Raw genomic sequence first — 23641 nt, 5'->3', positions numbered from 1 at the left:
GACCCCCAGCCCCGCAGGCCCGCACCCGGACCCGCGCAGCCGCACCGACCCCGCTTACTCCGCGAGTCCGAGCACGTCGAGGAGCCACGCGAGCTCGAACGCGCGCTCGCGCCAGGCGTTGTAGCGGCCGCTGACGCCGCCGTGGCCGGCGACCATCTCGCACTTCAGCAGTGCGTCGGCGCCGACCTCGCGCAAGCGCTGCACCCACTTCGCCGGCTCGACGTACAGCACGCGCGTGTCGTTGAGCGACGTCACGGCGAGGATGCGGGGGTAGGCGACGCCCTCGCGCACGTTCTCGTACGGCGAGTACGACTTCATGTACGCGTACACGTCGGCGTCGTGCAGCGGGTCGCCCCACTCGTCCCACTCGATGACCGTGAGGGGCAGTGAAGGATCGAGGATCGTCGTGAGGGCGTCCACGAACGGGACGTCGGCGAGGATCCCGGCGAACAGCTCGGGGGCGAGGTTGGCCACGGCGCCCATGAGCAGGCCTCCGGCGCTGCCCCCCTCGGCGACGAGCCGCTCGGGCGTGGTGTATCCGGATGCCACGAGGTGACGGGCCACCGCGACGAAGTCGGTGAAGGTGTTGCGCTTGGACTGCAGCTTGCCGTCCTCGTACCACTGCCGGCCCATCTCGCCGCCGCCGCGCACGTGCGCCACGGCGAAGATGACGCCGCGGTCCAGCAACGACAGGCGCGGCACCGAGAAGCCGGGCTCTATGGAGTGCTCGTACGAGCCGTAGCCGTACAGGTGCACGGGCCGGGCGGACGCCCCCGGTTCGCCGAACGAGCGCTTCCACACGAGCGAGATCGGCACGCGGGTGCCGTCGTCGGCGGTCGCCCACGCGCGGGCCTGGCCGTAGTCGTCGGGGTCGAATCCGCCGAGCACCGGCTGGCGCTTGCGCAGCAGCAGCTCGCCCGTGTCGACGACGTAGTCGTAGACGGTGCCCGGGGTCACGAAGGATCCGTAGCCGACGCGCAGCACGGGCGGTGCCCACTCGGGGTTGCCGCCGGTCCCGACGCTGTACAGCGGCTCGTCGAAGGCGATCTCGGTCACGGCACCGTCGGCGTACGACAGCATGCCCAGACGCGGGAGGCCGTCGCGTCGGTAGGCCACGACTCCCCAGTCGCGGAAGGTGTCGACGCCGAGGAGCCGCTCGCCGGAGCGGTGCGGGATCACCGTCTCGCGGGGTCCTTCGGGGTCGGATGCCGAGACCCGGACGAGCTCGAAGTCGAGAGCGCCGTCGTTGTGGAGGATGTACAGCACGTCCTCGCCGTCGACCACCGCGTGATCGAGGGAGTACTCCACGCCCTCGCGGCGCGGCCACACGACGCGTGCGTCGCCGCGCAGATCGTCGGCGTCGACCAGGCGCTCCTCGGAGGTGATCGAGGAGCCCACGCCGATCACGAGATACCGATCGCTGCGCGTGAAGTCGGCGCCGACCCAATAGCGCTCGTCGGGCTCGTGGAACAGCTTCTCGTCGGCATCCACGGGCGTGCCGATCTCGTGCAGCCACACGGTGTCGGGGCGCCACGCGTCATCGACGGTGGTGTACACGATGAAGCGTCCGTCGGGAGAGAACGTCGCGCCCGAGAACGTGCCGGGGATCTCGTCCGCGAGCGTCTCGCCGGTCACGAGGTCGCGGACGCGTACGGTGTAGCGCTCGTCGCCGGCGACGTCGATGCCGTAGAGCATGCGCGTGCCGTCGTTCGAGACCTCGAAGCTGCCGAGTGAGAAGAAGTCGGTGCCCTCGGCCTCGACGTTGCCGTCGAAGAGCACCTGCTCGCCGGGCACCGGCTGGTCGGGGGAGAGGACGGGAGGGGTCCAATCGTCGGGCGAGGCTAGCGGCGCCCGGCACTGGATGCCGTACTGCGCGCCCGCCACCGTGCGGCCGTAGTACCACCACTCACCGCGCCGCGCGGGAACCGAGAGATCGGTCTCGAGCGTGCGGCCCTTGATCTCGCCGAAGATCTCGTCGCGGAGGGATGCCAGGTGCGCGGTGCGCGCGTCGGTATAGGCGTTCTCGGCCTCGAGGTGGGCGACGACGTCGGCGTCGTCCTTCGCGCGGAACCACTCGTACGGGTCGTCGAAGGTGTCGCCGTGGTGCGTGCGCGCCGCGGGGCGGCGGGCGGCGACGGGAGGGACGGGGCGGTCGTCGGTGTCGGTCACCTCTCCACGCTAGTCCGGTCCCGCCGTGCGCCGCCTGCACGGCGGTCCTCCGTTTGACCGAAAGGAACGCCGGTGAAATGATGTCGTCGGCCCGGTGAACGTGGGCCGAACGTCAGGTGAACTCTTCGTTCTCCGCGCCGATCCCGTCGGCATCCCTCCTTCCCCCTCACGGAAAGCGATCGGTGGAGAGCGCAGCCCTCGTCATCGTGCTGGTCATCGGCCTGGCACTGTTCTTCGATTTCACCAACGGCTTCCACGACACCGCGAATGCGATGGCGACGCCCATCGCGACGGGCGCCCTGAAGCCCAAGGTCGCGGTGCTCCTGGCGGCCTCGCTCAACCTCGTCGGAGCGTTCCTGTCGACCGAGGTCGCCAAGACGATCTCGGGCGGCATGATCCGCGAAGACCAGTTGAGCCCCGACATCTTCCCGCCGATCATCTTCGCCGGCCTGATCGGCGCGATCACGTGGAACATGCTCACGTGGCTGCTGGGGCTTCCCTCCAGCTCGTCGCACGCGCTCTTCGGCGGTCTCATCGGCGCCACCCTCGTCGGCGTCGGCGCCTCGGCCATCGACACCGGGGTCGTGCTGAGCAAGGTGATCCTCCCCGCTCTGATCGCCCCGCTGACCGCCGGCGTCATCGCCTTCGCGGTGACGAAGATCGCGTACGGCATCACGCGGCGGTACGACATGAAGGCCGACGGCCGCGACGGCTTCCGCTGGGGGCAGATCTTCACGTCGTCCCTCGTCGCCCTCGCCCACGGCACGAACGACGCACAGAAGACCATGGGCGTCATCACGCTCGCCCTCATCACGGTCGGATGGCAGTCGACCTCTGATCCAGACCCGCAGCTGTGGGTCATCTTCGCGTGCGCGATCACGATCGCCCTCGGCACGTACATGGGCGGCTGGCGCATCATCCGCACGCTCGGCAAGGGCCTCACCGACGTCAAGCCCGCGCAGGGCTTCTCGGCCGAGACCTCCACGGCCGCGACGATCCTGGCATCCAGCGCCCTGGGCTTCGCCCTCTCGACCACGCAAGTGGCCTCGGGCTCGGTCATCGGGTCGGGGCTCGGCCGTCGCGGGTCGACCGTGCGCTGGAACACTGTCGGCCGCATCATGATCGGCTGGGTCCTGACGCTCCCCGCCGCCGGCGCCGTGGGGGCTGCGGCGGCCCTCGTCGTGGTGTGGCTCGGCGGGTGGGGTGTCGCGGTGGATGCCGTCATCGCCGTGGCGATCATCCTGGGCCTGTTCCTGCGGTCGCGGCAAGACGCCGTCACCTCCGCGAACGCGATGAGCGAGGTCGCCGATTCCGGCGCGGCGGTGAAGGTTCCGCGCAAGCCCGGTCCGACTCGCCGCCAGCGCCGCCTCGAGCGCACCGCCGCGGGGAAGGACCGCTCATGACCATCGACTGGGAGGCATTCCTCCATGTGTTCCTCGCGGCCCTCCTCGGCGCCGCGATCGTCGTGACCTTCTATGCCCTGGGTCTGCGCCTACTCGTGCGCGGCGGACGACCGCCGCTCGTCGCGCCGGCGGAGTTCACGGATGCCATCACCGTGATCTCCGACAAGCAGAAGCGCCGCGCCGCGAAGGCCGTCGCCAAGGCGGCCGCGCGCAACCCGCTCAGCGCGGGGCAGAAGAGGCTCGCGCTCGTCGGGGCGTACGTGTGCTTCGCCGTGTGCGCGGCGGCGGTGCTCGGCGCGCTCCTGCTGATCCTGCTCCGCCACTGACGTCCTCCGTGTCGGCACCCCCTCTTAGGCTGGGGGCATGGCATCGGTGCAGTTCGGTCAGCACGCGCCCGCACGGCGCGTGATCCTCCACCTCAGCGACACTCATCTGCTCGCGGGCGATCGACTGCTCGGCGGCCGGTACGACGCCGCCGCGCATTTGCGCCGCACGCTCGAGGCGGCCGAGGCGACGGGGGTGCGCCCGGATGCCGTGGTGTTCACCGGCGATCTGACCGACCTCGGTGAGCCCGAGGCGTACCGCGCGCTCCGTGCCGCCGTCGAGCCGTGGGCGGACCGCCTGGGCGCGCCGGTGGTGTGGGTCGCGGGCAACCACGACGAGCGGCCGGCGCTGCGCGCCGAGCTTCTCGACGACGAGCCGACCGAGGAGCCGGTGACCGGGGTGTGGGACCTCGGCGGACTGCGGCTGATCGCCCTGGACTCCACGGTGCCCGGCTGGCACCACGGCGACCTCGATGCCCGTCAGCTCGAGTGGCTGCGCGCCGAGCTGGCCGAACCGGCGCCGCTGGGCACGATCCTCGCGCTGCACCACCCGCCGCTTCCCACGCACATCCCGTTCTTCGACATCCTCGAGCTGCGCGATCAGCCCGGTCTGGCGGCCGCGATCGCGGGCAGCGACGTCCGGGCGATCCTGGCCGGGCACCTGCATTACTCCACCTCGGGAACGTTCGCCGGGGTCCCGGTGAGCGTCGCCGCCGCCTCGTGCTACACGATGGATCTCGCGCGCCCCGCCGACGAGGTCAACGGCATGGATGCCGGCCGCTCGTTCCACCTCGTGCACGTCTGGGACGACACGATCACGCACGCCGTGGTGCCGGTGGTCGACGCCGAGCCGGCGGGGTATTTCACGCCCGAGTGGGTCGCGCGCATGGCCGCGCTGTCGCCTGAGGAGCGTCTCGAGGCCTTCTCGCGCAAGCGGTGAGCCGCTGTACGCGGGGGAGTGCGTGAGTCCCGCGACCTGCCGTGGTGGCCAACGACGACTCCGGACGCGGTCGTTAGGCTCGTGGCATCCCTGACCGCCGTGACGACCCACGAGGACTTCCCCCCATGGCTTTGGACGCAATGACGCGCACCCGCACCGAGACCGATTCGCTCGGTTCTCTCGAGATTCCCGCCGATGCCTATTGGGGCATCCACACCGCGCGGGCGCTGGAGAACTTCCCGATCGCCAAGCGACCGATCTCGGTCTACCCCGATCTCGTGCGGGCCCTCGCGATGGTCAAGCAGGCCTCCGCGCGCGCGAACCGGCAGATCGGCGTGCTCGACCCGGCCAAGGCCGAGCTGATCGACCGTGCTGCCCAGCGGGTGATCGACGGGGAGTTCCACGAGGAGTTCACCGTCGGCGTGATCCAGGGCGGCGCCGGCACGTCGACCAACATGAACGCGAACGAGGTCATCACCAACATCGCCCTCGAGATGGCGGGCCGGGAGAAGGGCGACTACGCGTTCCTCTCGCCGATCGACGACACCAACCGCAGCCAGTCGACGAACGACGTCTACCCGACCGCCGTCAAGATCGGCCTGTCCCTCACGCTGCAGAGCCTGCTCGAGGAGCTCGGACTGCTGCGCCAGTCGTTCCTGGCCAAGGCCGAGGAGTTCCACGACGTCCTGAAGGTGGGGCGCACTCAGCTGCAGGATGCCGTGCCCATGACGCTCGGCCAGGAGTTCCACGGCTTCGCGACGACGCTCGGCGAGGACTACAACCGCCTCACCGAGAACGCCTACCTCATGTTCGAGATCAACATGGGGGCCACCGCCATCGGCACCGGGATCACCGCGCATCCCGAGTACGGCCCGTCGGTGCTGCGGCACCTCCGTGAGATCACCGGTCTCGACCTCGAGACGGCGACCGACCTGGTCGAGTCGACGAGCGACACGGGCGCGTTCATGTCGTTCTCGTCGTCGCTCAAGCGCAACGCGATCAAACTGTCGAAGATCTGCAACGACCTCCGGCTGCTCTCCAGTGGTCCGCAGGCCGGCCTCGGCGAGATCAATCTGCCGGCACGCCAAGCGGGCTCGAGCATCATGCCCGGCAAGGTCAACCCGGTGATCCCCGAAGTGGTGAATCAGGTCGCGTTCTCGGTCGTCGGCGCCGACATGAGCGTCACGATGGCCGTCGAGGGCGGCCAGCTGCAGCTCAACGCGTTCGAGCCCGTGATCGCGCACTCGATCTTCCAGTCGATCACCTGGATGCGTCAGGCGATGTGGACGCTGCGGGTCAACTGCGTCGACGGCATCACGGCCAACCGTGAGCGCCTGGGCGCGATGGTCGGTTCGTCGGTGGGGGTCGTCACGGCCCTGACGCCGTTCATCGGGTACGCCGCCGCCGCGGCTCTGGCCAAGACCGCTCTGCTGACCCACCGCAACGTCGCCGATCTCGTCGTCGAGGCCGGGCTCATGTCCCGCGACGAGGTCATGAAGCAGATCTCGCCCGCGCGGCTGTCGGGTCTGCAGGCCATCACCGAGGCGATCCCGGTGATCCGCGCGGCGGACAGCGTCGTCGAGGAGTAAGCCTCGATCCGCGAGACTGCACCGGCCTGACGAAACCCCCGCGGCCTGCGGGGGAATTGTCAGTCGGGTGCAGTCTCGGCGCTCGGGCGGGCCCGCGGCGCGTCAGTCCAGGATGCGGCAGTGGGTCGTCAGCTCGCCGATGCCGTCGATGCCGACGGTCACCGTGGAGCGGTCGCGCAGGAAGATCTGCGGGTCGCGCGAGTATCCGGCGCCGCCGGGGCTCCCGGTGGAGATGAGGGTTCCGGGCAGCAGCGTCGCGGATTCGGACAGCTTGTGCACGAGCGTCGCCACCGACCGCACCATCTGTCCTGTCGTGGCATCCTGCACCGTGTGCCCGTCGACGACCGTCCAGATGTGCAGATCCTGCGGGTCGGGGATCTCGTCGGCGGTGACGACGAAAGGCCCCGTCGGGGTGAAGCCGTCGAACGACTTGCAGCGCGACCACTGCGCTTCCGAGAACTGGATGTTGCGCGCGGTGATGTCGTTGACCACCGTGTAGCCCCACACGTGGTCGAGGGCGTCGGACTCGGCGATGTCTCGACCCGGGCGTCCGATGATGACGCCGAGCTCGGCCTCGTAGTCGACCGCTTCGCTGAGGGAGCGGGGCCACGAGGTGGTCTCGTGGTGGGCGGTGAGCGAGTTCGGCCACAGCACGAACACCGTGGGACCGGCATCCGTCTTCAAGCCCAGCTCGCCCGAGTGCGCCGCGTAGTTCAGCCCGACCGCGAGGATCGTGGGGGGAGCGAGCACCGCCGAGGCGAACCGGACGCCCTCGAGAGGATGCCGCGGCGCGGTGTCCGCGGCCCCGCGCACGCGGTCCAGGAGCGCCTCGCCGCCGGCGATGAGCTGCTCGAGGGTCGCGGGAGCACCCGGGAAGAGCTCGTCGACGAACGCATACTCCTCGCCGTGGACGCTGACGAGGCGAGGGGCATCCGCCGCCTCCGGGGATCGGACGTGGGCGAAACGCATGCCCCCACGCTACCGGGCCGCACGACGCGAGGTGCCCGGCACCGATGCGGTGTGCAGCGCTTGCGACGCGGCCCCTCGCGAGAGCGCCCCTAGGCTGTGCGCATGAGCTACCCGTCGCCCCTGTGGCAGCCGGGCCCGGGCAAGCCCGCGCCGATCACCGATGCCCCCCGTTCGAGTGCGCCGGTAGCCGCTGCGGTCCCCGCGCGCGCCCGCCGCAGCGGAGTGATCCTGTGGGTCGCCGCCGCGTTGCTCGTCCCGGTGCTGGCTCTCCTCGTGCTGTACTTCGTGCGCTTCCTCGGAGCGGCGGCGTCGCTCGTCGGCGTCCTGCTGGCCGTCGTGCCGTTCGTGATCGTGTGGTTCGCGGTGCGTCTGATCGATCGATGGGAGCCGGAGCCCCGCCGGCTGCTCGTCTTCGCCGTCGCGTGGGGAGCGATCGCGTCGGTGGCCATCGCCCTCGGGGTCGACGCGGTGCTCGCGCTCCTCGTCGGCGGCCTCGGCGACACCTTCGGGTCCGTGGTCCAGGCGCCGATCGTCGAGGAGGTCGCCAAGGGGCTCGGCCTGCTGCTGCTCTACGCGGGTGCCCGTCGCTCGTTCGATGGCCCCGTGGACGGAATCGTCTACGGCGCGCTCATCGGCGCGGGCTTCGCGTTCACCGAGAACGTGCAGTACTTCGCGGTGAGCTTCATCGAGGGTGGGGCGGTGCAGGTGGGCGGTGTGTTCTTCCTGCGGGCGGTGCTCTCGCCGTTCGCGCATGTGATGTTCACGAGCCTCACCGGCTTCGCGTTGGGCCTCGCCGCCCGTCGCGCGCTGCGGACGGGTCCGGCCTTGCGCTACGCCGTGCCGGGCCTCGTCGGAGCGATCGTGCTGCACGCACTGTGGAACGGCTCGGCGGCGTTCTTCAACTTCTTCGAGCTGTACGCCACCCTTCAGGTGCCGCTGTTCGTGCTGTTCATCCTCGGCATCCTGGCCCTCCGCCGGGAGGAGGCGCGGCTCACGCGCGCACGGCTGGGGGAGTACGCCGCGGCCGGCTGGTTCACCGCGCAGGAGGTCGACATGCTCGCCACGGGTCCCGGTCGCCGCTCGGCGGTGGCGTGGGCGCGGTCGCTGCCCGGCGACCGCTCGGCCCAGATGCGGACGTTCATCCGGGATGCCACGGCGCTCGCCGCCGCACGCCAGCGCGCGCTGTCGGGGCGCGATGCGACCGCGGCGACGCAGGAGCGCGCGCTGTTGCAGCAGACGACCGCGGCCCGCGCAGCACTCCTGGCGCCCTGAGTCGGGAACGCCCGGAGGGGTCTTGACAGCGTCGCGGTGGCGGAGCACCATCGATATACACCAACTCAGCGCTCGGGAGACACGCAGGCATCGCCGCGGCACCGGGCGCTGAGTCTTTGTCCGGGGCCGTCATGGGCGCCGTGGTCGTGCTTGGATGGAGTCATGACTGATCGCACCAAGCCGGAGTTCGACGCTCCCAGCGGCCCCGCCCCCTCCGACCTCGTCATCCGCGACATCATCGTCGGCGACGGCGACGAGGCCAAGCCCGGCGACACCGTCACCGTCCACTACGCCGGTGTCGAGTACGAGTCGGGCGAGGAGTTCGACTCGTCGTGGGGACGCGGCGAGAGCATCCAGTTCCCCCTGCGCGGCCTGATCCAGGGCTGGCAGGACGGCATCCCGGGCATGAAGGTCGGCGGACGCCGCGAGCTCGTGATCCCGCCGCACCTGGCGTACGGCCCCGCCGGCGGGCACTTCCTCGGCGGCAAGACCCTCATCTTCATCATCGACCTGATCAAGGTCGGCTGACCGGCGTTTCACCGGTTGTTCACGAACCCGAGGGGGCCGCGGCCTCTTCGGGTTCGTCATTTTCCGCGAACGTGGAATACATTCGGATGAATGAGAGTTGGGCATCGGCAGGACGCCGAACCGGCTCCCCAGACCTCAAGGAGTGACATGACCGACACGACCACGCTCGAGATCCCCGGCTACAAGGCGGGCACCTGGGTGCTCGACCCCTCGCACAGCGAGGTGACCTTCACCGTTCGCCACATGATGATCTCCAAGGTCCGCGGCACCTTCGGCATGAAGAGCGCCACCCTCGTCGCCCCGGAGAACCCGCTCGAGGCCACCGTCGAGGCGTCCGTGGACGTCACCTCGGTCGACACCAAGGACGAGGGCCGCGACCAGCACCTCCGCTCCGCCGAGTTCTTCGACATCGAGACGTACCCGACGATGGACTTCCGCTCGACCGGAACGCGCGTCGAGAACGGCGACTTCCTCGTCGACGGCGAGCTCACCATCCGTGGCGTCAGCAAGCCCGCGACCTTCGCGATCGACTTCGGCGGCTTCGGCACCGACCCGTGGGGCAACTACAAGGCCGGCGCGACCGCCAAGACGGTCATCAACCGCGAGGAGTACGGCCTCACCTGGAACGCCGCGCTCGAGACCGGCGGTGTGCTCGTCGGCAAGGACGTCACCATCGAGCTCGACCTGCAGTTCGCGCTCCAGGCCTGATCGCCTGACTTTTCGAGACCCCGGATGCCACGGCATCCGGGGTCTTCGTCGTCGACGGGCCGCTCAGGGGCGGACGGTGCGGCGCAGTCGAATCCGTTCCTGCACCAAAAGGATGCCGAGGAACACGATCACCGCACCGGCGGGCTCGTTCCACGTGAGGCGTTCACCGAGCACGAGGATGCCGAGCGCGACGCCGACGACGGGCGTGATGTATGTCACCGTCGAGGCGCGGGTCGGGCCCCACGCGCGCAACGTGTTCTGGTTCCACACGTAGGCCAGTCCCGTGCCGAGGACGCCGAGCGCGACGATGCTCGCGACGATCGGGACGGTCAGCTGCATCGGCTCCGCGAGGATCACGGGCGACAGCAGGAGCATGAGCACCGCGGCGGGACCGATGTAGCCGAAGGCGAAAGCGATGCCCGACAGGCCCGTGTCGCCGAGGAAGCGTCGCATGTAGGCGAGGCTGAAGCCGTAGCAGGCGGTCGCCCCGAGGAGGGCGACCTGGGCGATCGTGCTGCCGCCGATGTCGGCGATCGCGCCGGGGGCGATGATCACCACGACCCCGACGATGCCGATCGCGATCCCGATGAGCTGCCCCGGACGCAGGCGCTCCACCTGGAATACCGCCCACGCCATGATCGCGGTCATGATCGGCGTTGTGGCGTTGAAGATGCTCGCCAGACCCGACGAGACGTGCTGCTCCGCCCACGCGAAGAGGAGGAACGGCACGACGCAGAACGTCACGCTCAGCACGCTCAGGTGGGCCCATACCCGCACGGTGCGGGGGAGGCGCTCGCGGCGGATCGCGACGACCGCGGCCAGGGCCAGGGCGCCGAAGAGCAGTCGCCCGCCGGCGACCTGCGCGGGGGTCATGCCCATCAGGGCGACGGCGATGAAGAGGAAGCTCGATCCCCACACGATGCCCGTGAGGACGAACTGGACCGTGATCGATACGGGGGAGGGGGAAGGACCGGATGCCACGTCCCGACCCTAGGCCCGGTGTCGTCGCCGCGCGGACCCGGGCGGGTGAGACGTCCGGAATCCGCCGGCGGTTGGCCGGGCGCTCGCGACGAGGCTCACGGCACGGGGTGGAGTGCGTCGTACTCCCGGAAGCGCGGAGTCAGACGCACGAGCAGCCCCACGAGGGCGAGGATCAGGATGCCGCCCAGCAGTGGCGGCACCCAGAGCATGGTGAGCGTCGCGAGGGTGCCCGCGTACAGGGCGCCGATGCGCGGCCCGCCGGCGACCACGACGATGAAGATGCCCTGCAGGCGCCCGCGCACGGCATCCGGGACGGCGGCCTGCATCATCGTCGAGCGGTAGATCGCGCTGACGTTGTCGGCGGCGCCCGAGACGGCCAGCGTGATCGCCGCGAGGACGATCAGCGCGACGGCGCCGGTGCCTTCGCCGGTGTCCGCGGGGCGCATCCAGCCCAGGGTCGCCGCGAGCAGCACGAGGCCGAACGCCCCGATCGAGAGCCCGTACACCTGGATCGCCCGTTCGATGCCGAGGCCCTGCCGACGTACGCGTCCGACGGGTCCCGAGAACAGGCTCGACAGGAACGCGCCCGCCGCGACCGCCGCGGTCAGCACGCCGGTCGTGATCGCCCCACCGCCCAGCAGGACGGCCCCGATCGCGGGGAAGAGGGCGACCGGCTGGCCGAAGGTCATCGCGGTGATGTCCAGCAGGTACTGCAGGCGGATGTTCGGCGCATTGCGGAGGAACCGCGCACCGTCGCGCAAGGACTGCCATCCCGGGCGCACGATCTCGCCCTCGGGCCGCAGCCGCGGCAGCGACCACAACCCCAGGAACAGCGACGTCATGAGCAGGACGTCGAGCGAATAGGTCCACGCGTACCCGGCCACGGCCACCAGCACGCCCGCAAGGGCCGGACCAGCCATGACCATGATCCCGACGGTGACGCCCTGCAGAGCCGCCGCGGCCGGAAGCAGCTCGCGCGGCAGCAGTCGCGGGGTGATCGCCGACTTCGTGGCCAGCACGATCGAGTTCGCGGCGGAGTTCACCACGCTCAGGACGAACAGCCAGCCGACGGTCTCCAGGCCTGTCCAGGCGAGCGCGGCGAGCAGCGCCGTGGAGACGAAGGTCACCGTCGCCGCGACGAGGGCGACCGTGCGACGGTCGAACGCGTCGGCGAGCATCCCGCCGTAGAGCCCCGCCGCGATCATGGGGAGGAGCCCTGCGACGGCGATCATCGACACGGCGAACGTGCTCTGCGTGAGCTCGAAGACGTGCAGCATCACCGCGACGATCGTCAGCTGCCCGCCCATGCCCGACAGGGTCGAGCCGATCCACAGCCGGGCGAACGCCGGCGACGTCGTGAGGGGCCGCAGGTCGATGAGGGCCCCGCGGTGGCTCACGCGTCGACCTCGACGCGCTTCACGCGGGACGTGTGGCCGCGCAGGATCTCGACGTCGCGCGGCGGGACGCCGAAGTGCTCCGCGAGGGCGCGCACCACTCCGGTGTTCGCGGCACCGTCGACGGCCCGCTCGCGCACGTGCACCACGAGGCCGTCGGGTCCGTCTTCGACGAGGGGCCCGCGCCGGCTCCCGGGCTTGACGCGGACGGTGAACTGCACGCGTCGAGGCTACGGCACTCCGCGAGCGAGGGGCGCGTGCGGCGGTGGGCGTCGGCATCCGGATGCTGGTAGACTCATGCGGTTGCCGTTGGATCGGCCGCGGATAAAGAGAGCCCACGCATCAGGCGTCGGGCGCCGCGCAACAAGAGGAAGGGGATCCCATCTATGGCACTCGAAGCAGACGTCAAGAAGGCGATCATCGAAGAGTACGCGACGCACCCCGGTGACACCGGATCCCCCGAGGTGCAGGTCGCGATGATGACGCAGCGCATCAAGGACCTCACCGAGCACCTCAAGATCCACAAGCACGACCACCACTCGCGCCGTGGACTCTTCCTGCTCGTCGGTCAGCGCCGTCGCCTGCTGGGTTACCTGCAGGATGTCGACATCAACCGTTACCGCTCGCTCATCGAGCGTCTCGGTCTGCGTCGCTAATCGCGCCAGCGTTCTATCGCGCAAAACATTCTTGGAAGGCCGCCCCACGGTGTGGGGCGGCCTTCGTCATTCCCCGGCGAGGTGCTGCGGCTGCGGTCGGGTGTGGCGGCGCGGGGTGTGGCATCGACCGATAAACGCCTCCTGCACTGAGACACGCTCTCGGCGAGCGTTTCCCGGTGCAGGAGGCGTTTATGGGGAAGGGGCGAGGTTCAGGATGCCGCGCGGGCGGCGAGCAGGTCGGGGTGCCAGCGCTCCGCCACGTCGGGGTGGGCGCGCAGGCGCGACTTCAGTGCGTTCTCGCCGTAGGTGGCGTGGATCGGGTTCGTCGGGTCCTGGGAGACGCCGCGGGCGTCGGCCGCCAGCTCGGTGGGCAGGTCGATGATCGGGAGGACCGCGTCGAGCGCCGGGTTGAAGAAGAACGGGACCGAGATCCGCTCGTCGGGGTACCGCGGCGAGATCACGCGGTGGTTCGTCGCCGTGAGGTAGCCCTGCGTCGCGTACTCCAGCAGTTCGCCGATGTTGACGACGAAAGCCCCCGGGACCGGGGGAGCGTCCACCCACTCGCCGTCGCGCTGGACCTGCAGGCCGCCCTTGCCGGGCTCCACCCACAGCAGCGTGAGGACGCCCGAGTCCTTGTGCGCTCCGACCCCCTGCTGGGGAGTGGGGTCGTCCTTCCCGGGGTACCGCACGATCTTGATGAGGGTCTGCGGGTCGCCGAAGTGGCGATCGAAGTACTCCTCCTCGGCGCCGAGCGAGAGCGCCCAGGCGCGTAGCAGTGTGCGGGAGATCTCGGTCAGGCGGTCGTGCCACTCGGTCACGACCTCGCGAAGCTCCGGCTGGGCGGGCGGCCAGAGGTTGGGGCCGACGAGGCGGTTGTAGCCCGGGCCATCGGGATCGGTGATCGCGTCGCGCTCGGGTCCGATGTCGATCTGCTCGCGCCAATCGACGCGCCCCTGGGTCAGTTCGCCGCCCACGCGGGTGTAGCCGCGGAAGTGGGGACTGGTGACGTTCTCGATCGCGAGCTTCTCGGCCTCGGGCAGGGCGAAGAAGTCCTTCGCCGCCTGCAGTAGGCGGGCCTCGAGCTCGGGGCTGATCCCCGTTCCGGTGAGGTAGAAGAAGCCCACGTCGCGTGTCGCGGTGCGCAGATCGTCGCGGAAGCGGGCGGCTGCCTCGGGCCCCTGGTCGAGGAGCGAGAGGTCGAGGATCGGGAGGTTCAGCTCGGACATGCGACGAGGCTAGATCGCCGCGCGCACGTCGCGGCGATTGTTGCCGACGGTTACCGGGGCGGGCCCGCCGTCGGTGCGGTGCCCGCGGGTGGGACGGTCGACGCGCGCGGTCGGGGGCGGATTTTCCCGATCGGGGCGCAAAACTCCCGCCCCGAGCGGAATGTGACGCCCCCCACCCGGGGTCACCCGACGAACGGATATCCCCCGACCGGCGGGGGTGGCCCGCCGATCGGTGGGGTGCGAGGGAGTGCGCTCATTGCGTAATGTGGCTGAGTCAGGTGAGGCTGCCCTTACCTACCCGCAGCGTGGCGGCTCCCACCCGAATCCCGAAAGTCGGTCACCGCCCGTGCTCGCCACCTTCCTCATCGGCCTCCGTGAGGGCCTCGAAGCGGCCCTGGTCGTGGGCATCCTCGTCGCCTACCTATCGCGGCTCGGGCGTCGCGACGCCCTGCCGCGGCTCTGGATCGGCGTGGGGCTCGCTATCGCGCTCGCGGTCGGCATCGGAGCGGTGTTCACTTTCGGCGCCTACATGCTCACCTTCGAGGCGCAAGAGCTCATCGGTGGATCTCTGTCGCTGCTGGCTGTGGCGATGGTGACCTGGATGATCTTCTGGATGCAGCGGGCCGGCCGCACCCTCAAGTCCGGCCTCGAGGGCGGCGTCGACCGCGCGCTCCGCGGCGGCGTGTGGGCGATCGTCGCGATCGGTTTCGTCTCGGTCGCGCGCGAGGGTGTCGAGACGACGCTCTTACTGTGGTCGATGGTGCAGTCTTTCGGCGACGCGCCGCTGGCTCTGCTGGGTGCCGTCCTCGGCCTCGCGGCCGCCGCCGTGCTCGGCTGGCTGATCGCCCGCGGGATGCTCCGACTGAACCTCGGCCGCTTCTTCACCTGGACCGGTGCGTTCCTCATCGTGGTCGCCGCGGGCGTCCTGGCGTACGCCGTCCACGACCTGCAGGAGGCGGGGGCGCTCCCGGGCCCGTTCGGGGCGGCGGCGCCGATCGACACCGCCACGGGCATCGTGGCCGTCGGCTGGGCGGCCTTCCCCTTCGGCTGGGCCTTCGACCTCTCGGGCGTCATCGCCCCCGGCGGTGCGCTGGCGGCGCTGCTGCAGGCCACGGTCGGCTTCATGCCGCAGATGACGTGGCTGCAGGTCGTCGCCTGGGTGCTGTACGTGGCCGTCGTCGTCCCGCTCTTCGTCCGCGGCGTCCGGGCGAACCGCCGCCCGACCGCCCCGCGCACCCCCACGGACGATGTCGCGCCCACGCCGATGTCGCCGTCCTCGATTCCGGATGCCGCTCCCGCCGCGGCATCCGTTCCCCACCCGAACGGAGCATCATGAACTCGACTCGCCTCCTTGCGGCCACGGCTGCGGTCGGCGCGGCCGTCCTCGTCCTCTCGGGCTGCGTCGCCAAGACGGACGCGGCCGGCAGCGGCGCCCTCACCGTCACCTCGACGGCGGACGGCTGCGACGTCTCGGCGGCGACCGCGTCCAGCGGCACGCTCGCCTTCGACGTGGCGAACAAGGGCGATCAGGTGACGGAGTTCTACCTGCTCGCCTCGGACGGTCTGCGCATCGTCGGTGAGGTCGAGAACGTCGCCCCCGGGGCGTCGCGCACGCTCACGGTCACCGCGCAGCCGGGGGATTACTTCACGCTGTGCAAGCCCGGCATGGTGGGCGACGGCGTGGGTCGTGCCGCGTTCGCGGTGACGGGCGACGCCGTCGAGATCACCGGAGAGGATGCCGAGCAGAAGCAACAGGCCATCGACCTGTACGCCGCCTTCGTCAAGGATCAGGTCGGCCAGCTCCTGCCCGCTGTCCAGACCTTCGCCGCCGCGTACGAGTCCGGAGACGACGCCGCGGCGCGCGAGCAGTTCCCGCGGGTGCGCGCGTACTACGAGCGCATCGAGCCGATCGCCGAGGCGCTGGGCGACCTCGATCCGCGTATCGACTACCGCGAAGTGGATGCGGTCGCCGAGGGCCTGACCTGGACCGGCTTCCACCGCATCGAGAAGGACCTGTGGGTCCCGGCGCAGGACGCCCTCAACGCCGACGGCGAGACCCCGGCCTGGAAGGACTGGGCGCCGTCCACTCCCGCCGGGCGTGCGTCCTACGGCGACACCCTGATCGCCGACACGCAGCAGCTGTACGACTACGTGCACTCCGACGAGTTACAGCAGACCCTGAACGCGCAGGGCGTCGCGGGAATCTCCAACGGCGCCATCGCGCTGCTCGACGAGGTCGCGACCGGCAAGATCAGCGGCGAAGAGGACTGGTGGTCGGGGACCGACCTCTACGACTTCGCGGCCAACGTCGAGGGTTCCAAGATGGCGTTCTCGCTCGTGCGCGATTTCGCCGAGTCCAAGGGTGACAAGGGTGCCTCGCTCGTGGCGCGGATCGACACCGGCTACGCCGACCTCGAGTCGGCTCTCGCGGCGCACGGTTCCTCCGAGGCGGGCTTCGTGGCCTACGCTCAGCTCACCGAGGACGACAAGCGCCAGTTCACCGACCTCATCAACGCCCTCGCCGAGCCGCTGTCGCAGCTCACCGTCACCGTCTTGGAGTGAGATGAGCGACGACGAGAACACCCCGGAGGCGACGAACCCGGTCGACGACTCGGCGACGCCCGTCGGCGGGGTGTCGCGCCGCGACCTGATCGGTCTCGCTTTCGGCGCGAGCGCCACGAGTCTCATCGTCGGCGCGGGCGCGGGGGTCGTCGGGGGTGCCGCCTACGGCCAGGAGCAGGCGCGACAGGCGATGGATGCCGTGGCACCGGCATCCGGCATCCATCAACCGGGCATCACGACCTCGGTGCAGGACCACTTGCACTTCGCCGCGTTCGACATGATGGCCCGCACCACGCGGGACGACGTCGCGTCGCTGCTGCAGGACTGGACGTATGCCGCGACCCGCATGATGCAGGGGCTCGACGTCAGTGCGACCGGTGCGGTCGGAGGATCGCCCGAGGCACCGCCGGACGACACCGGCGAGGCTCTGGGGCTTCCCGCGAGCAACCTCACGATCACGTTCGGATTCGGTCCGTCGCTTTTCGACGACCGCTTCGGCCTGGCCGATCAGCGTCCGCCGGGGCTCGAGCGTCTGCCGGCCTTCCTCGGCGACGATCTCGACCCGGATCGCTCGGACGGCGACCTCTGCATCCAGGCGTGCGCCGACGACCCGCAGGTGGCCGTGCACGCGATCCGCAACCTCAGCCGCATCGCGTTCGGCCGGGCCCGGATCCGCTGGTCGCAACTGGGCTTCGGCCGCACCTCGAAGACGACGAGTGATCAGGCCACGCCGCGCAACCTCTTCGGGTTCAAGGACGGCACGGCCAACATCCTCGCCGACGACACCGCTGCGCTGGAGGAGAACGTCTGGGTCCCGGCATCCGAGGGGCCGGCGTGGCTGGCCGGCGGGTCGTACCTCGTCGCGCGGCGCATCGCGATGCTCATCGAGACCTGGGATCGCACGCGTCTCGCCGAGCAGGACCGCGTCGTCGGCAGGGACAAGGCGCAGGGGGCGCCGCTGTCGGGCGGTGACGAGTTCTCCGCTCCCGACTTCTCGGCGACGGATGCGGCGGGTACGCCCCGTATCGATGCGCGCAGCCACGTGCGGCTCGCGCATCCCGATATGAACGGCGGCATCCGGATCCTCCGTCGCGGGTACAACTTCGTCGATGGGAACACCGACCTCGGCCGGTTGAACGCGGGGCTGTTCTTCCTGTCGTTCCAGCGCAGCCCCGACCGGTACATCGCGCTGCAGCGCGCGCTGTCCACCGACGCGATGGGGGAGTACCTCAAGCACGTCGGCTCGGGGCTCTGGGCGGTGCCGCCGGCTCCGTCCGCCGGGCAGTCGGTCGGGGCGGGGCTGTTGGGCGCCTGACTCTGCTTCCCGCTGACGATAAACGCCGTGCCGAGTGAGACACTCCGTGTCGTGGCGTGTCCCACTCGGCACGCCGTTCATCGGCGCGTCGACGGCGGGGTGGGGGATGCCGCGGCCCCGCGGCCGGTGCCGAGCGCACGGTCGCGGAAGAGCCAGGGGAGGCGCGGCTCGACGAGGGGGCGGAACACCCGCCGCACCGGACGGCTCGAGAGTGCCACGGCGATGGCGACGCTGCCGAGAGCGACGACGGGGATCCACAGTCCCATCGGCTCCAGGCCCCGCAGGATCCCGGACTGGCGGAACGGGTACAGCACGAACGTGTGGAGCAGGTAGACGTACATCGTGTACCGCCCGAGCGCCGTCCACCGCGTCTCGCGGCGCGGCACGAGAACGAGGAACGCGGCCATGAGGACGAGCGCCAGCGCGATGATCGCCAGGCGCACACCTCCGGCCCACCACTGCGGGGCGCCGAGATCGGCGTAGCCGTCGACGAAGAACAACCACGTCCCCAGACGCATGTCGCGCCAGACGTCGACGAGCGCGAACGCGGCGACGCCGGCGCTCGCGAGCACGGCGACGGCGACCCCGCGCAGCCACGCGGGTCGGTGAGCGAGCATCCGGTAGCGGGCGACCGCATCGTGCTCGCGCAGCCACCAGCCGAGCGTGAAGAAGGGGAGGAGCCCGAGGAAGCGCGAGAGCGAGAACGTCGAGTCGAGGCTCGGCAGATACCCTGCGACGATCGAGATCCCCAGAGCCCACCACACCGGGCCGCGGAGGAGCACGAGGTACGGCAGAACGAGGCGGAACAGCGCCAGGGCCAGCAGGAACCACAGCGTCCACGCCGGTTGTGCCGGATCGAGATTCGTCCGGCCGGTCACGAGGAACTGCGTGAGCGTCCACAGCGCCTCGAAGATCAGGTAGGGCGCGACGAGGTCGGTGATCACTCGCGCCATGCGCTGCCGCGTGGGCTCGCCCGCCGACGAGAAGTACCCCGAGACGAGGGCGAACAGCGGCATGTGGAACGCGTACACCAGGAGGTACAGCGCCTCGGCGGCATCCGAGTCGTACGTCAGGCGCTGGATCGCGTGGCCGAACACGACCAGGACGATCGCGGCGAAGCGGGCGTTGTCCCAGAACGGCACCCGGGGTTTCGCGGGGCGGAGGGGCGTGGCATCCGGAGTCGTCATCGCGCGCCACGATAACCCGGTGCCCCGTCGCGGGTCGACGGGGAGGGTCGGGGGATGCCGATGGGGTAGGGCGGAATAAAACCCCGCGGGAGGCGTTCTCCCATGTATATTCAGATGCATACAAAAAGGAGGGGCATCGTGAACGAGACGACCAACTGGCCCGGGATGCAGTTCGGTGTCATGACGGTGAGCGACATCACCCAGGACCCGACCACCGGCAAGACCCCGAGCGAAGCCCAGCGCATCCAGGACACGCTCACGATCGCGAAGCACACCGAAGAGGTCGGGCTCGACGTCTTCGCGCTCGGCGAGCACCACAACCCGCCGTTCTGGTCCTCGTCGCCCACCACGACGCTGGCGTACATCGCCGCGCAGACCGAGCGCCTCATCCTCACGACCTCCACGACCCTCATCACCACGAACGACCCGGTGAAGATCGCCGAGGACTTCGCGATGCTGCAGCACGTCTCGGGCGGTCGCGCCGACCTCATGCTCGGCCGCGGCAACACCGGCCCCGTCTACCCCTGGTTCGGCAAGGACATCCGTCAGGGCCTGCCGCTGACCATCGAGAACTACGATCTGCTGCACAAGCTGTGGCGCGAGGACGTCGTGGACTGGGAGGGCAAGTTCCGCACGCCCCTGCAGGGCTTCACCTCGACCCCTCGTCCGCTGGACGGCGTTCCCCCGTTCGTGTGGCACGGTTCGATCCGCACCCCGGAGATCGCCGAGCAGGCCGCGTTCTACGGCAACGGCTTCTTCGCCAACAACATCTTCTGGCCCAAGGAGCACTACCAGCGCCTCATCACGCTGTACCGCGAGCGCTACGCCCACTACGGCCACGGCACTCCCCAGCAGGCGATCGTCGGCCTCGGCGGCCAGGTGTTCATGCGCGCGAACTCGCAGGACGCGGTGCGGGAGTTCCGCCCCTACTTCGACAACGCGCCCGTGTACGGCCACGGCCCGAGCCTCGAGGACTTCAGCGAGATGACGCCGCTGACCGTCGGCTCGCCGCAGCAGATCATCGACCGCTACGCCGCGATGCGCGAGACGTTCGGCGACTATCAGCGCCAGCTCTTCCTCATCGACCACGCGGGTCTTCCCACCAAGACCGTGCTCGAGCAGCTCGACATCCTCGGCGGCGAAGTCGTCCCGGCACTGCGCAAGGAGTTCCAGGTCAACCGCCCGGCCGAGGTTCCCGACGCGCCCACGCATGCCAACCTCGTCGAGAAGATCTACGCCGGTGCCGCTCCGCGCCAGGCCGTCCCCGGCGCCAACCGCGGCGACAACCTCACCGCCGGCAGCCCCTACCAGGACGCCCCGGCGAAGGCCGGCAGCGCCTTCGGTGCCGCCGCGACCCGAGTGGGGGCCTGACATGACCGCCCGCCGTATCGCGGTCGTGACCGCGGGGCTGTCCACGCCGTCGTCGACGCGCATGCTCGGCGACCGTCTCGCTCACGCCGCGCTCGCCGAACTGCGCCAGCGCGGGATCGACGCCACCGCCGACGTGTTCGAGCTGCGCGACTACGCCCACGACCTGACCGACAATCTGCTGACGGGGTTCGCTCCGCCCGCCCTCGAGCAGATGATCAACACCGTGGTCTCGGCCGACGGCATCATCGCGGTGACGCCGATCTTCTCCACGAGCTACTCGGGGCTGTTCAAGTCGTTCATCGACGTGCTCGACCCGCAGGCGCTGTCGGGGACCCCGGTCCTCCTCGGCGCCAACGCCGGCACGGCCCGCCACTCGCTCGCGATCGACTACGCCATCCGGCCGCTGTTCACCTACCTGCACGCCAACCCCGTGCCGACCGGCGTGTTCGCGGCATCCAGTGACTGGGGCGCGACCGCCGACGAGGTCGCCCCGCTGGGCGCGCGCGTCGACCGCGGCGCGCGGGAGTTCGCCGAGGCGATCGCCGCCCGGGAGCCCGTACGCGACGCCGATCCCTTCGACCCCGCCTCGTACCTCGGTGCCGGGAAGTCGTTCGGACACCTCCTCGGTGGTCTCTCCGGCGAGTGATCTCCCCCGAAGCCCCGTCGCCCGTCCGTGGCGGCGGGGCTTCGTGCTGCCGGGCGCGCCCTCCGCGCAACCTCAGCCGCTCGGCGGAGCGCCGGGCGGAGGTCGTGCCGATCACCGACGTCGCACGGGGCCCCTAGGGTGAGGGACATGGATGCCGAGCAGTGGGACGAGCGTTACCGCGCCTCCGCCGGAGGAGTGTGGGCCAGCGAGCCCCCCGCGACGGTCCGCGAGATCGCTGAGGCGCTGCGCCCCGGCACGGCGATCGACGTCGCCACCGGGGACGGCCGTACGGCGCTGTGGCTCGCCGCGCGGGGGTGGAGCGTCACGGGGGTGGACTTCTCGGCCGAGGCCCTGGCGATCGCCGCGGACCGACCCGGCGGCGACGCCGTGTCGTGGGTGCGCGCCGACGTGCACGCGTGGGAGCCGGCGGCATCCGTCGACCTGGTCGTGTCGTGCTACCTGCACCTGGCGGACAGTGCGGCGGCGGTGGCCCGGATCGCCGACTGGGTCGCGGTGGGCGGAACCCTCGTCGTGGTCGGTCACGACGTCGAGAACATCGCCGCCGGGGGCCACGGCCCCTCCGACCCCGCGATCCTCTACACCCCCGAGCTGCTGCGGGGTGCCCTCGACGAGCGGTTCCGCGTCGAGCGCTGCGAGCGCGTGGTCCGCGGCACCGCGGACGCCGAGCTGCGCGGCGGTCATTCCCACGCGGCCGTGGACACGGTGCTGCACGCCGTGCGGGTGGCCTGACCCGGGTCAGAGCACGATATCCGCCGTGCTCCGCAGTTCGCGGGCACCGGCGGGCCGAACGCCCGGACGCGCGAGGACGTCGGCGCCGGCGAGGTCTCGGACGTCGACACGCGCTTCGGTGGCGATGTCGCGGATCGGCACCTGGAACGTCCGGAACGCCCCGAGCGGCGGCACGGTCAGTCCCTGTCTCGTGTCGACGAGATCGGTCTGGTCGAGCACGAACCCCGCCGCGGCGAGGCGCTCGCCGGTGCGCCACACCGCGATCTTCCAGAACCGCAACGGAACACGGATGCCGCGATACGCCGGGTCGTCGTCACCGAGCACGGGCGCGGTGAACACCGCGATCCGCTGGTCGGTGCTCTCGGCGTAGGCGAGGACGTGATCCTCCAGTCCCAGCCACAGCTCCTTCGACTGGTTGAACCCCGCCGCCTGCGGGGCGGCGTTGGGGTAGAAGAACGTCGCGGCGGTGGCATCCCGAGCCTCGGACGCACTGCCCCACCCGGGATCGCGACGCCGCACGAGGTGACCGCGATCGAGGTCGTTGCGGCTGTACACCTCGGGGCCGGCCTGGGTCGTCGCGGGGGCGCGCGGGTCGAGCCGCCACTCGCCCGCGCGCGGCGGGTCCTGCAGGCGCACGCCGTCGATGATCACTCCGGTGACCGCGGCGAAGCGCCGCTCGGGGTCGAGCAGCACCGAGAAACGCGGGTAGTCGAGCCGGATCGTGTCGACGGCGGGCGAGGGGAGGGGCAGGGGGATGCCGAGGAAGTCGGGGTCGAAACCGTCGCTCATCGCCCCATCGTGCCCCTGACCTCCGACATCGCGACAGACTGGAGCGATGGAACGGCTGGTGAAGACCCGGGACGACGCGCCGCAGGGGTTCTTCGCGGCGGAGGCCGCGGGACTGGAGTGGCTCGCGGAGGCCGGCGGCGCGCGCACCGTGCGCGTGATCGAGGTCGAACCGACGCGCATCGTCCTCGAGCGCATCGGCGAGGCGCGCCCGAGCGCGGGCGCCGCGGCCGCGTTCGGTGCCGCCCTCGCGGCCACCCACGACGCGGGCGCCTCGGCGTTCGGCGCTCCGCCACCGGGCTGGGCGGGCGACATCTTCATCGGGCGTCGGTCGCAGCCGTCCCGACCGAATCCGACGTGGGGCGCGTTCTACGCCGCGCAGCGCGTCGAGCCCTTCCTCGCCTCCGCCGTCGCGGCGGGGAACCTCTCGGCATCCGGCGCCGCGGTCGTCCGGCGCGCGTGCGCGCTCATCTCCGCCGGGGCTTTCGACGACGGCGACGCCCCCGCCCGGCTGCACGGCGACCTCTGGGCGGGGAACGTCCTGTGGTCGCCCGAGGGGGTCGTGCTCATCGACCCCGCGGCGCACGGCGGCCATCGCGAGACAGACCTGGCGATGCTCGCGCTGTTCGGCTGCCCCCACTTCGACGACATCGTCGACGCGTACGATCGCGCGCACCCGCTGCGCGAGGGCTGGCACGATCGCGTGCCCGTGCACCAATTGCATCCGCTCGCCGTCCACGCCGCCGGGCACGGGCCGTCCTACGGCCGCGCGCTCGTCGACGCGGCCGAGCGGACGCTCGCGCTCGGCTGACGCCGGGAGTGGCGGCATCCGGGATCCGCGGGCTCTCGCGGCCATCGCAGCTCGC

The 23641-nt window shown here is 70.7% G+C and carries 23 protein-coding genes; 15 read left to right on the top strand and 8 right to left on the bottom strand.

Translation table 11 applies throughout. The annotated features are described in order from the left end of the window. Positions 1 to 54: 54 nt before the first annotated feature. Complete coding sequence (locus AC3E6M_RS13770; protein ID WP_490530234.1) at positions 55 to 2169, bottom strand: S9 family peptidase; 2115 nt, start codon at positions 2167 to 2169, stop codon at positions 55 to 57. A 182-nt stretch (positions 2170 to 2351) separates the two neighbouring features. On the opposite strand from AC3E6M_RS13770, the gene AC3E6M_RS13765 reads away from it, so the two are divergent. The 4 genes from AC3E6M_RS13765 to AC3E6M_RS13750 all read left to right on the top strand — a co-directional run bounded on the left by AC3E6M_RS13765 (position 2352) and on the right by AC3E6M_RS13750 (position 6424). Then, the gene (locus AC3E6M_RS13765; RefSeq protein ID WP_138176671.1) at positions 2352 to 3572 is read left to right on the top strand and encodes an inorganic phosphate transporter; all 1221 of its coding nucleotides are present in this window, start codon (positions 2352 to 2354) and stop codon (positions 3570 to 3572) included. After that, positions 3569 to 3898, top strand: a complete 330-nt coding sequence (locus tag AC3E6M_RS13760) for a peptidase (RefSeq protein ID WP_138176668.1) — start codon at positions 3569 to 3571, stop codon at positions 3896 to 3898. The genes AC3E6M_RS13765 and AC3E6M_RS13760 overlap by 4 nt, the downstream gene beginning before the upstream one ends. Positions 3899 to 3935: 37 nt before the next feature. Beyond that, positions 3936 to 4835, top strand: a complete 900-nt coding sequence (locus tag AC3E6M_RS13755; RefSeq protein ID WP_138176665.1) for a phosphodiesterase — start codon at positions 3936 to 3938, stop codon at positions 4833 to 4835. Positions 4836 to 4960: 125 nt separating this feature from the next. Continuing rightward, positions 4961 to 6424, top strand: a complete 1464-nt coding sequence (locus tag AC3E6M_RS13750) for an aspartate ammonia-lyase (RefSeq protein ID WP_138176662.1) — start codon at positions 4961 to 4963, stop codon at positions 6422 to 6424. A 102-nt stretch (positions 6425 to 6526) separates the two neighbouring features. Here AC3E6M_RS13750 and AC3E6M_RS13745 read toward each other — a convergent pair whose 3' ends face one another. Further along, positions 6527 to 7393 carry a fumarylacetoacetate hydrolase family protein gene (locus AC3E6M_RS13745; RefSeq protein ID WP_138176659.1) on the bottom strand — a complete coding sequence of 289 codons (867 nt, stop codon included), beginning with the start codon at positions 7391 to 7393 and terminating at the stop codon, positions 6527 to 6529. 102 nt (positions 7394 to 7495) lie between these two features. On the opposite strand from AC3E6M_RS13745, the gene AC3E6M_RS13740 reads away from it, so the two are divergent. The 3 genes from AC3E6M_RS13740 to AC3E6M_RS13730 all read left to right on the top strand — a co-directional run bounded on the left by AC3E6M_RS13740 (position 7496) and on the right by AC3E6M_RS13730 (position 9901). Continuing rightward, a complete protein-coding gene (locus AC3E6M_RS13740) occupies positions 7496 to 8665 on the top strand; it encodes a PrsW family intramembrane metalloprotease (RefSeq protein WP_138176656.1) in 1170 nt (389 codons plus the stop codon). Between the two features lie 162 nt (positions 8666 to 8827). After that, entirely contained in the window at positions 8828 to 9193 is a 366-nt protein-coding gene (locus AC3E6M_RS13735) for an FKBP-type peptidyl-prolyl cis-trans isomerase (protein WP_138176654.1), read from the top strand. A gap of 147 nt (positions 9194 to 9340) precedes the next feature. After that, a complete protein-coding gene (locus tag AC3E6M_RS13730) occupies positions 9341 to 9901 on the top strand; it encodes a YceI family protein (protein ID WP_138176651.1) in 561 nt (186 codons plus the stop codon). Between the two features lie 63 nt (positions 9902 to 9964). Here AC3E6M_RS13730 and AC3E6M_RS13725 read toward each other — a convergent pair whose 3' ends face one another. From AC3E6M_RS13725 to AC3E6M_RS13715, 3 genes are all read right to left on the bottom strand, one after another. Continuing rightward, complete coding sequence (locus AC3E6M_RS13725) at positions 9965 to 10882, bottom strand: DMT family transporter (protein WP_138176648.1); 918 nt, start codon at positions 10880 to 10882, stop codon at positions 9965 to 9967. 95 nt (positions 10883 to 10977) lie between these two features. After that, the gene (locus AC3E6M_RS13720; protein ID WP_138176645.1) at positions 10978 to 12279 is read right to left on the bottom strand and encodes an MFS transporter; all 1302 of its coding nucleotides are present in this window, start codon (positions 12277 to 12279) and stop codon (positions 10978 to 10980) included. Next, positions 12276 to 12497, bottom strand: a complete 222-nt coding sequence (locus AC3E6M_RS13715) for a DUF167 domain-containing protein (RefSeq protein WP_138176641.1) — start codon at positions 12495 to 12497, stop codon at positions 12276 to 12278. Before AC3E6M_RS13715 ends, AC3E6M_RS13720 begins: the two co-directional genes overlap by 4 nt. A 165-nt stretch (positions 12498 to 12662) precedes the next feature. Here AC3E6M_RS13715 and rpsO point away from each other — a divergent pair, with 165 nt between their 5' ends. Continuing rightward, a complete protein-coding gene (rpsO, locus tag AC3E6M_RS13710) occupies positions 12663 to 12932 on the top strand; it encodes a 30S ribosomal protein S15 (protein WP_013583433.1) in 270 nt (89 codons plus the stop codon). 209 nt (positions 12933 to 13141) lie between these two features. Here rpsO and AC3E6M_RS13705 read toward each other — a convergent pair whose 3' ends face one another. After that, positions 13142 to 14158, bottom strand: a complete 1017-nt coding sequence (locus AC3E6M_RS13705; protein ID WP_138176638.1) for an isopenicillin N synthase family dioxygenase — start codon at positions 14156 to 14158, stop codon at positions 13142 to 13144. A gap of 346 nt (positions 14159 to 14504) precedes the next feature. Between AC3E6M_RS13705 and efeU the strand changes: the two genes are divergently transcribed. The 3 genes from efeU to efeB are packed head-to-tail and all read left to right on the top strand — an operon-like array spanning position 14505 to position 18035. Further along, a complete protein-coding gene (efeU, locus tag AC3E6M_RS13700; RefSeq protein WP_138176635.1) occupies positions 14505 to 15494 on the top strand; it encodes an iron uptake transporter permease EfeU in 990 nt (329 codons plus the stop codon). Continuing rightward, positions 15491 to 16720 (top strand): iron uptake system protein EfeO, encoded by a 1230-nt coding sequence (gene efeO, locus AC3E6M_RS13695; protein WP_490530229.1) that lies wholly within the window; start codon positions 15491 to 15493, stop codon positions 16718 to 16720. Before efeU ends, efeO begins: the two co-directional genes overlap by 4 nt. A 1-nt stretch (position 16721) precedes the next feature. Further along, on the top strand, positions 16722 to 18035 hold the full coding sequence (gene efeB / locus AC3E6M_RS13690) for an iron uptake transporter deferrochelatase/peroxidase subunit (protein WP_138176629.1): 1314 nt from the start codon (positions 16722 to 16724) through the stop codon (positions 18033 to 18035). 77 nt (positions 18036 to 18112) lie between these two features. Here efeB and AC3E6M_RS13685 read toward each other — a convergent pair whose 3' ends face one another. Then, complete coding sequence (locus AC3E6M_RS13685; protein ID WP_394529778.1) at positions 18113 to 19222, bottom strand: acyltransferase family protein; 1110 nt, start codon at positions 19220 to 19222, stop codon at positions 18113 to 18115. 165 nt (positions 19223 to 19387) lie between these two features. Here AC3E6M_RS13685 and AC3E6M_RS13680 point away from each other — a divergent pair, with 165 nt between their 5' ends. The 3 genes from AC3E6M_RS13680 (at position 19388) to AC3E6M_RS13670 (ending at position 21989) form a co-directional block, all read left to right on the top strand. Then, positions 19388 to 20593, top strand: coding sequence for an LLM class flavin-dependent oxidoreductase (locus AC3E6M_RS13680; RefSeq protein WP_171024398.1), 1206 nt, complete (start codon positions 19388 to 19390; stop codon positions 20591 to 20593). Position 20594: 1 nt separating this feature from the next. Then, complete coding sequence (locus AC3E6M_RS13675; protein WP_138177987.1) at positions 20595 to 21239, top strand: CE1759 family FMN reductase; 645 nt, start codon at positions 20595 to 20597, stop codon at positions 21237 to 21239. Positions 21240 to 21386: 147 nt separating this feature from the next. Beyond that, positions 21387 to 21989 carry a class I SAM-dependent methyltransferase gene (locus tag AC3E6M_RS13670; RefSeq protein ID WP_138177989.1) on the top strand — a complete coding sequence of 201 codons (603 nt, stop codon included), beginning with the start codon at positions 21387 to 21389 and terminating at the stop codon, positions 21987 to 21989. Between the two features lie 6 nt (positions 21990 to 21995). Here AC3E6M_RS13670 and AC3E6M_RS13665 read toward each other — a convergent pair whose 3' ends face one another. Then, the gene (locus AC3E6M_RS13665; RefSeq protein WP_138177991.1) at positions 21996 to 22778 is read right to left on the bottom strand and encodes a DNA/RNA non-specific endonuclease; all 783 of its coding nucleotides are present in this window, start codon (positions 22776 to 22778) and stop codon (positions 21996 to 21998) included. 46 nt (positions 22779 to 22824) lie between these two features. On the opposite strand from AC3E6M_RS13665, the gene AC3E6M_RS13660 reads away from it, so the two are divergent. After that, positions 22825 to 23586: a fructosamine kinase family protein gene (locus AC3E6M_RS13660; RefSeq protein ID WP_138177993.1), complete on the top strand. Its 762-nt coding sequence runs from the start codon at positions 22825 to 22827 to the stop codon at positions 23584 to 23586. Positions 23587 to 23641: the final 55 nt, after the last annotated feature.

This window comes from Microbacterium sp. SCPM-O-B-15248 (M128), from assembly GCF_058214835.1.
Note: the sequence above shows the minus strand (reverse complement) of the source record. Positions and strands in the feature narration are given on the sequence as shown.

Coding starts and splice junctions, on each gene's coding strand:
- AC3E6M_RS13740 (WP_138176656.1), top strand. CDS start 7,496: ATGAGCTACCCGTCGCCCCTGTGGCAGCCGGGCCCGGGCAAGCCCGCG.
- AC3E6M_RS13755 (WP_138176665.1), top strand. CDS start 3,936: ATGGCATCGGTGCAGTTCGGTCAGCACGCGCCCGCACGGCGCGTGATC.
- AC3E6M_RS13745 (WP_138176659.1), bottom strand. CDS start 7,393: ATGCGTTTCGCCCACGTCCGATCCCCGGAGGCGGCGGATGCCCCTCGC.
- AC3E6M_RS13660 (WP_138177993.1), top strand. CDS start 22,825: ATGGAACGGCTGGTGAAGACCCGGGACGACGCGCCGCAGGGGTTCTTC.
- AC3E6M_RS13670 (WP_138177989.1), top strand. CDS start 21,387: ATGGATGCCGAGCAGTGGGACGAGCGTTACCGCGCCTCCGCCGGAGGA.
- AC3E6M_RS13705 (WP_138176638.1), bottom strand. CDS start 14,158: ATGTCCGAGCTGAACCTCCCGATCCTCGACCTCTCGCTCCTCGACCAG.
- AC3E6M_RS13750 (WP_138176662.1), top strand. CDS start 4,961: ATGGCTTTGGACGCAATGACGCGCACCCGCACCGAGACCGATTCGCTC.
- efeB (WP_138176629.1), top strand. CDS start 16,722: ATGAGCGACGACGAGAACACCCCGGAGGCGACGAACCCGGTCGACGAC.
- AC3E6M_RS13680 (WP_171024398.1), top strand. CDS start 19,388: ATGCAGTTCGGTGTCATGACGGTGAGCGACATCACCCAGGACCCGACC.
- AC3E6M_RS13665 (WP_138177991.1), bottom strand. CDS start 22,778: ATGAGCGACGGTTTCGACCCCGACTTCCTCGGCATCCCCCTGCCCCTC.
- AC3E6M_RS13760 (WP_138176668.1), top strand. CDS start 3,569: ATGACCATCGACTGGGAGGCATTCCTCCATGTGTTCCTCGCGGCCCTC.
- efeO (WP_490530229.1), top strand. CDS start 15,491: ATGAACTCGACTCGCCTCCTTGCGGCCACGGCTGCGGTCGGCGCGGCC.
- rpsO (WP_013583433.1), top strand. CDS start 12,663: ATGGCACTCGAAGCAGACGTCAAGAAGGCGATCATCGAAGAGTACGCG.
- AC3E6M_RS13730 (WP_138176651.1), top strand. CDS start 9,341: ATGACCGACACGACCACGCTCGAGATCCCCGGCTACAAGGCGGGCACC.
- AC3E6M_RS13675 (WP_138177987.1), top strand. CDS start 20,595: ATGACCGCCCGCCGTATCGCGGTCGTGACCGCGGGGCTGTCCACGCCG.
- AC3E6M_RS13685 (WP_394529778.1), bottom strand. CDS start 19,222: ATGACGACTCCGGATGCCACGCCCCTCCGCCCCGCGAAACCCCGGGTG.
- AC3E6M_RS13735 (WP_138176654.1), top strand. CDS start 8,828: ATGACTGATCGCACCAAGCCGGAGTTCGACGCTCCCAGCGGCCCCGCC.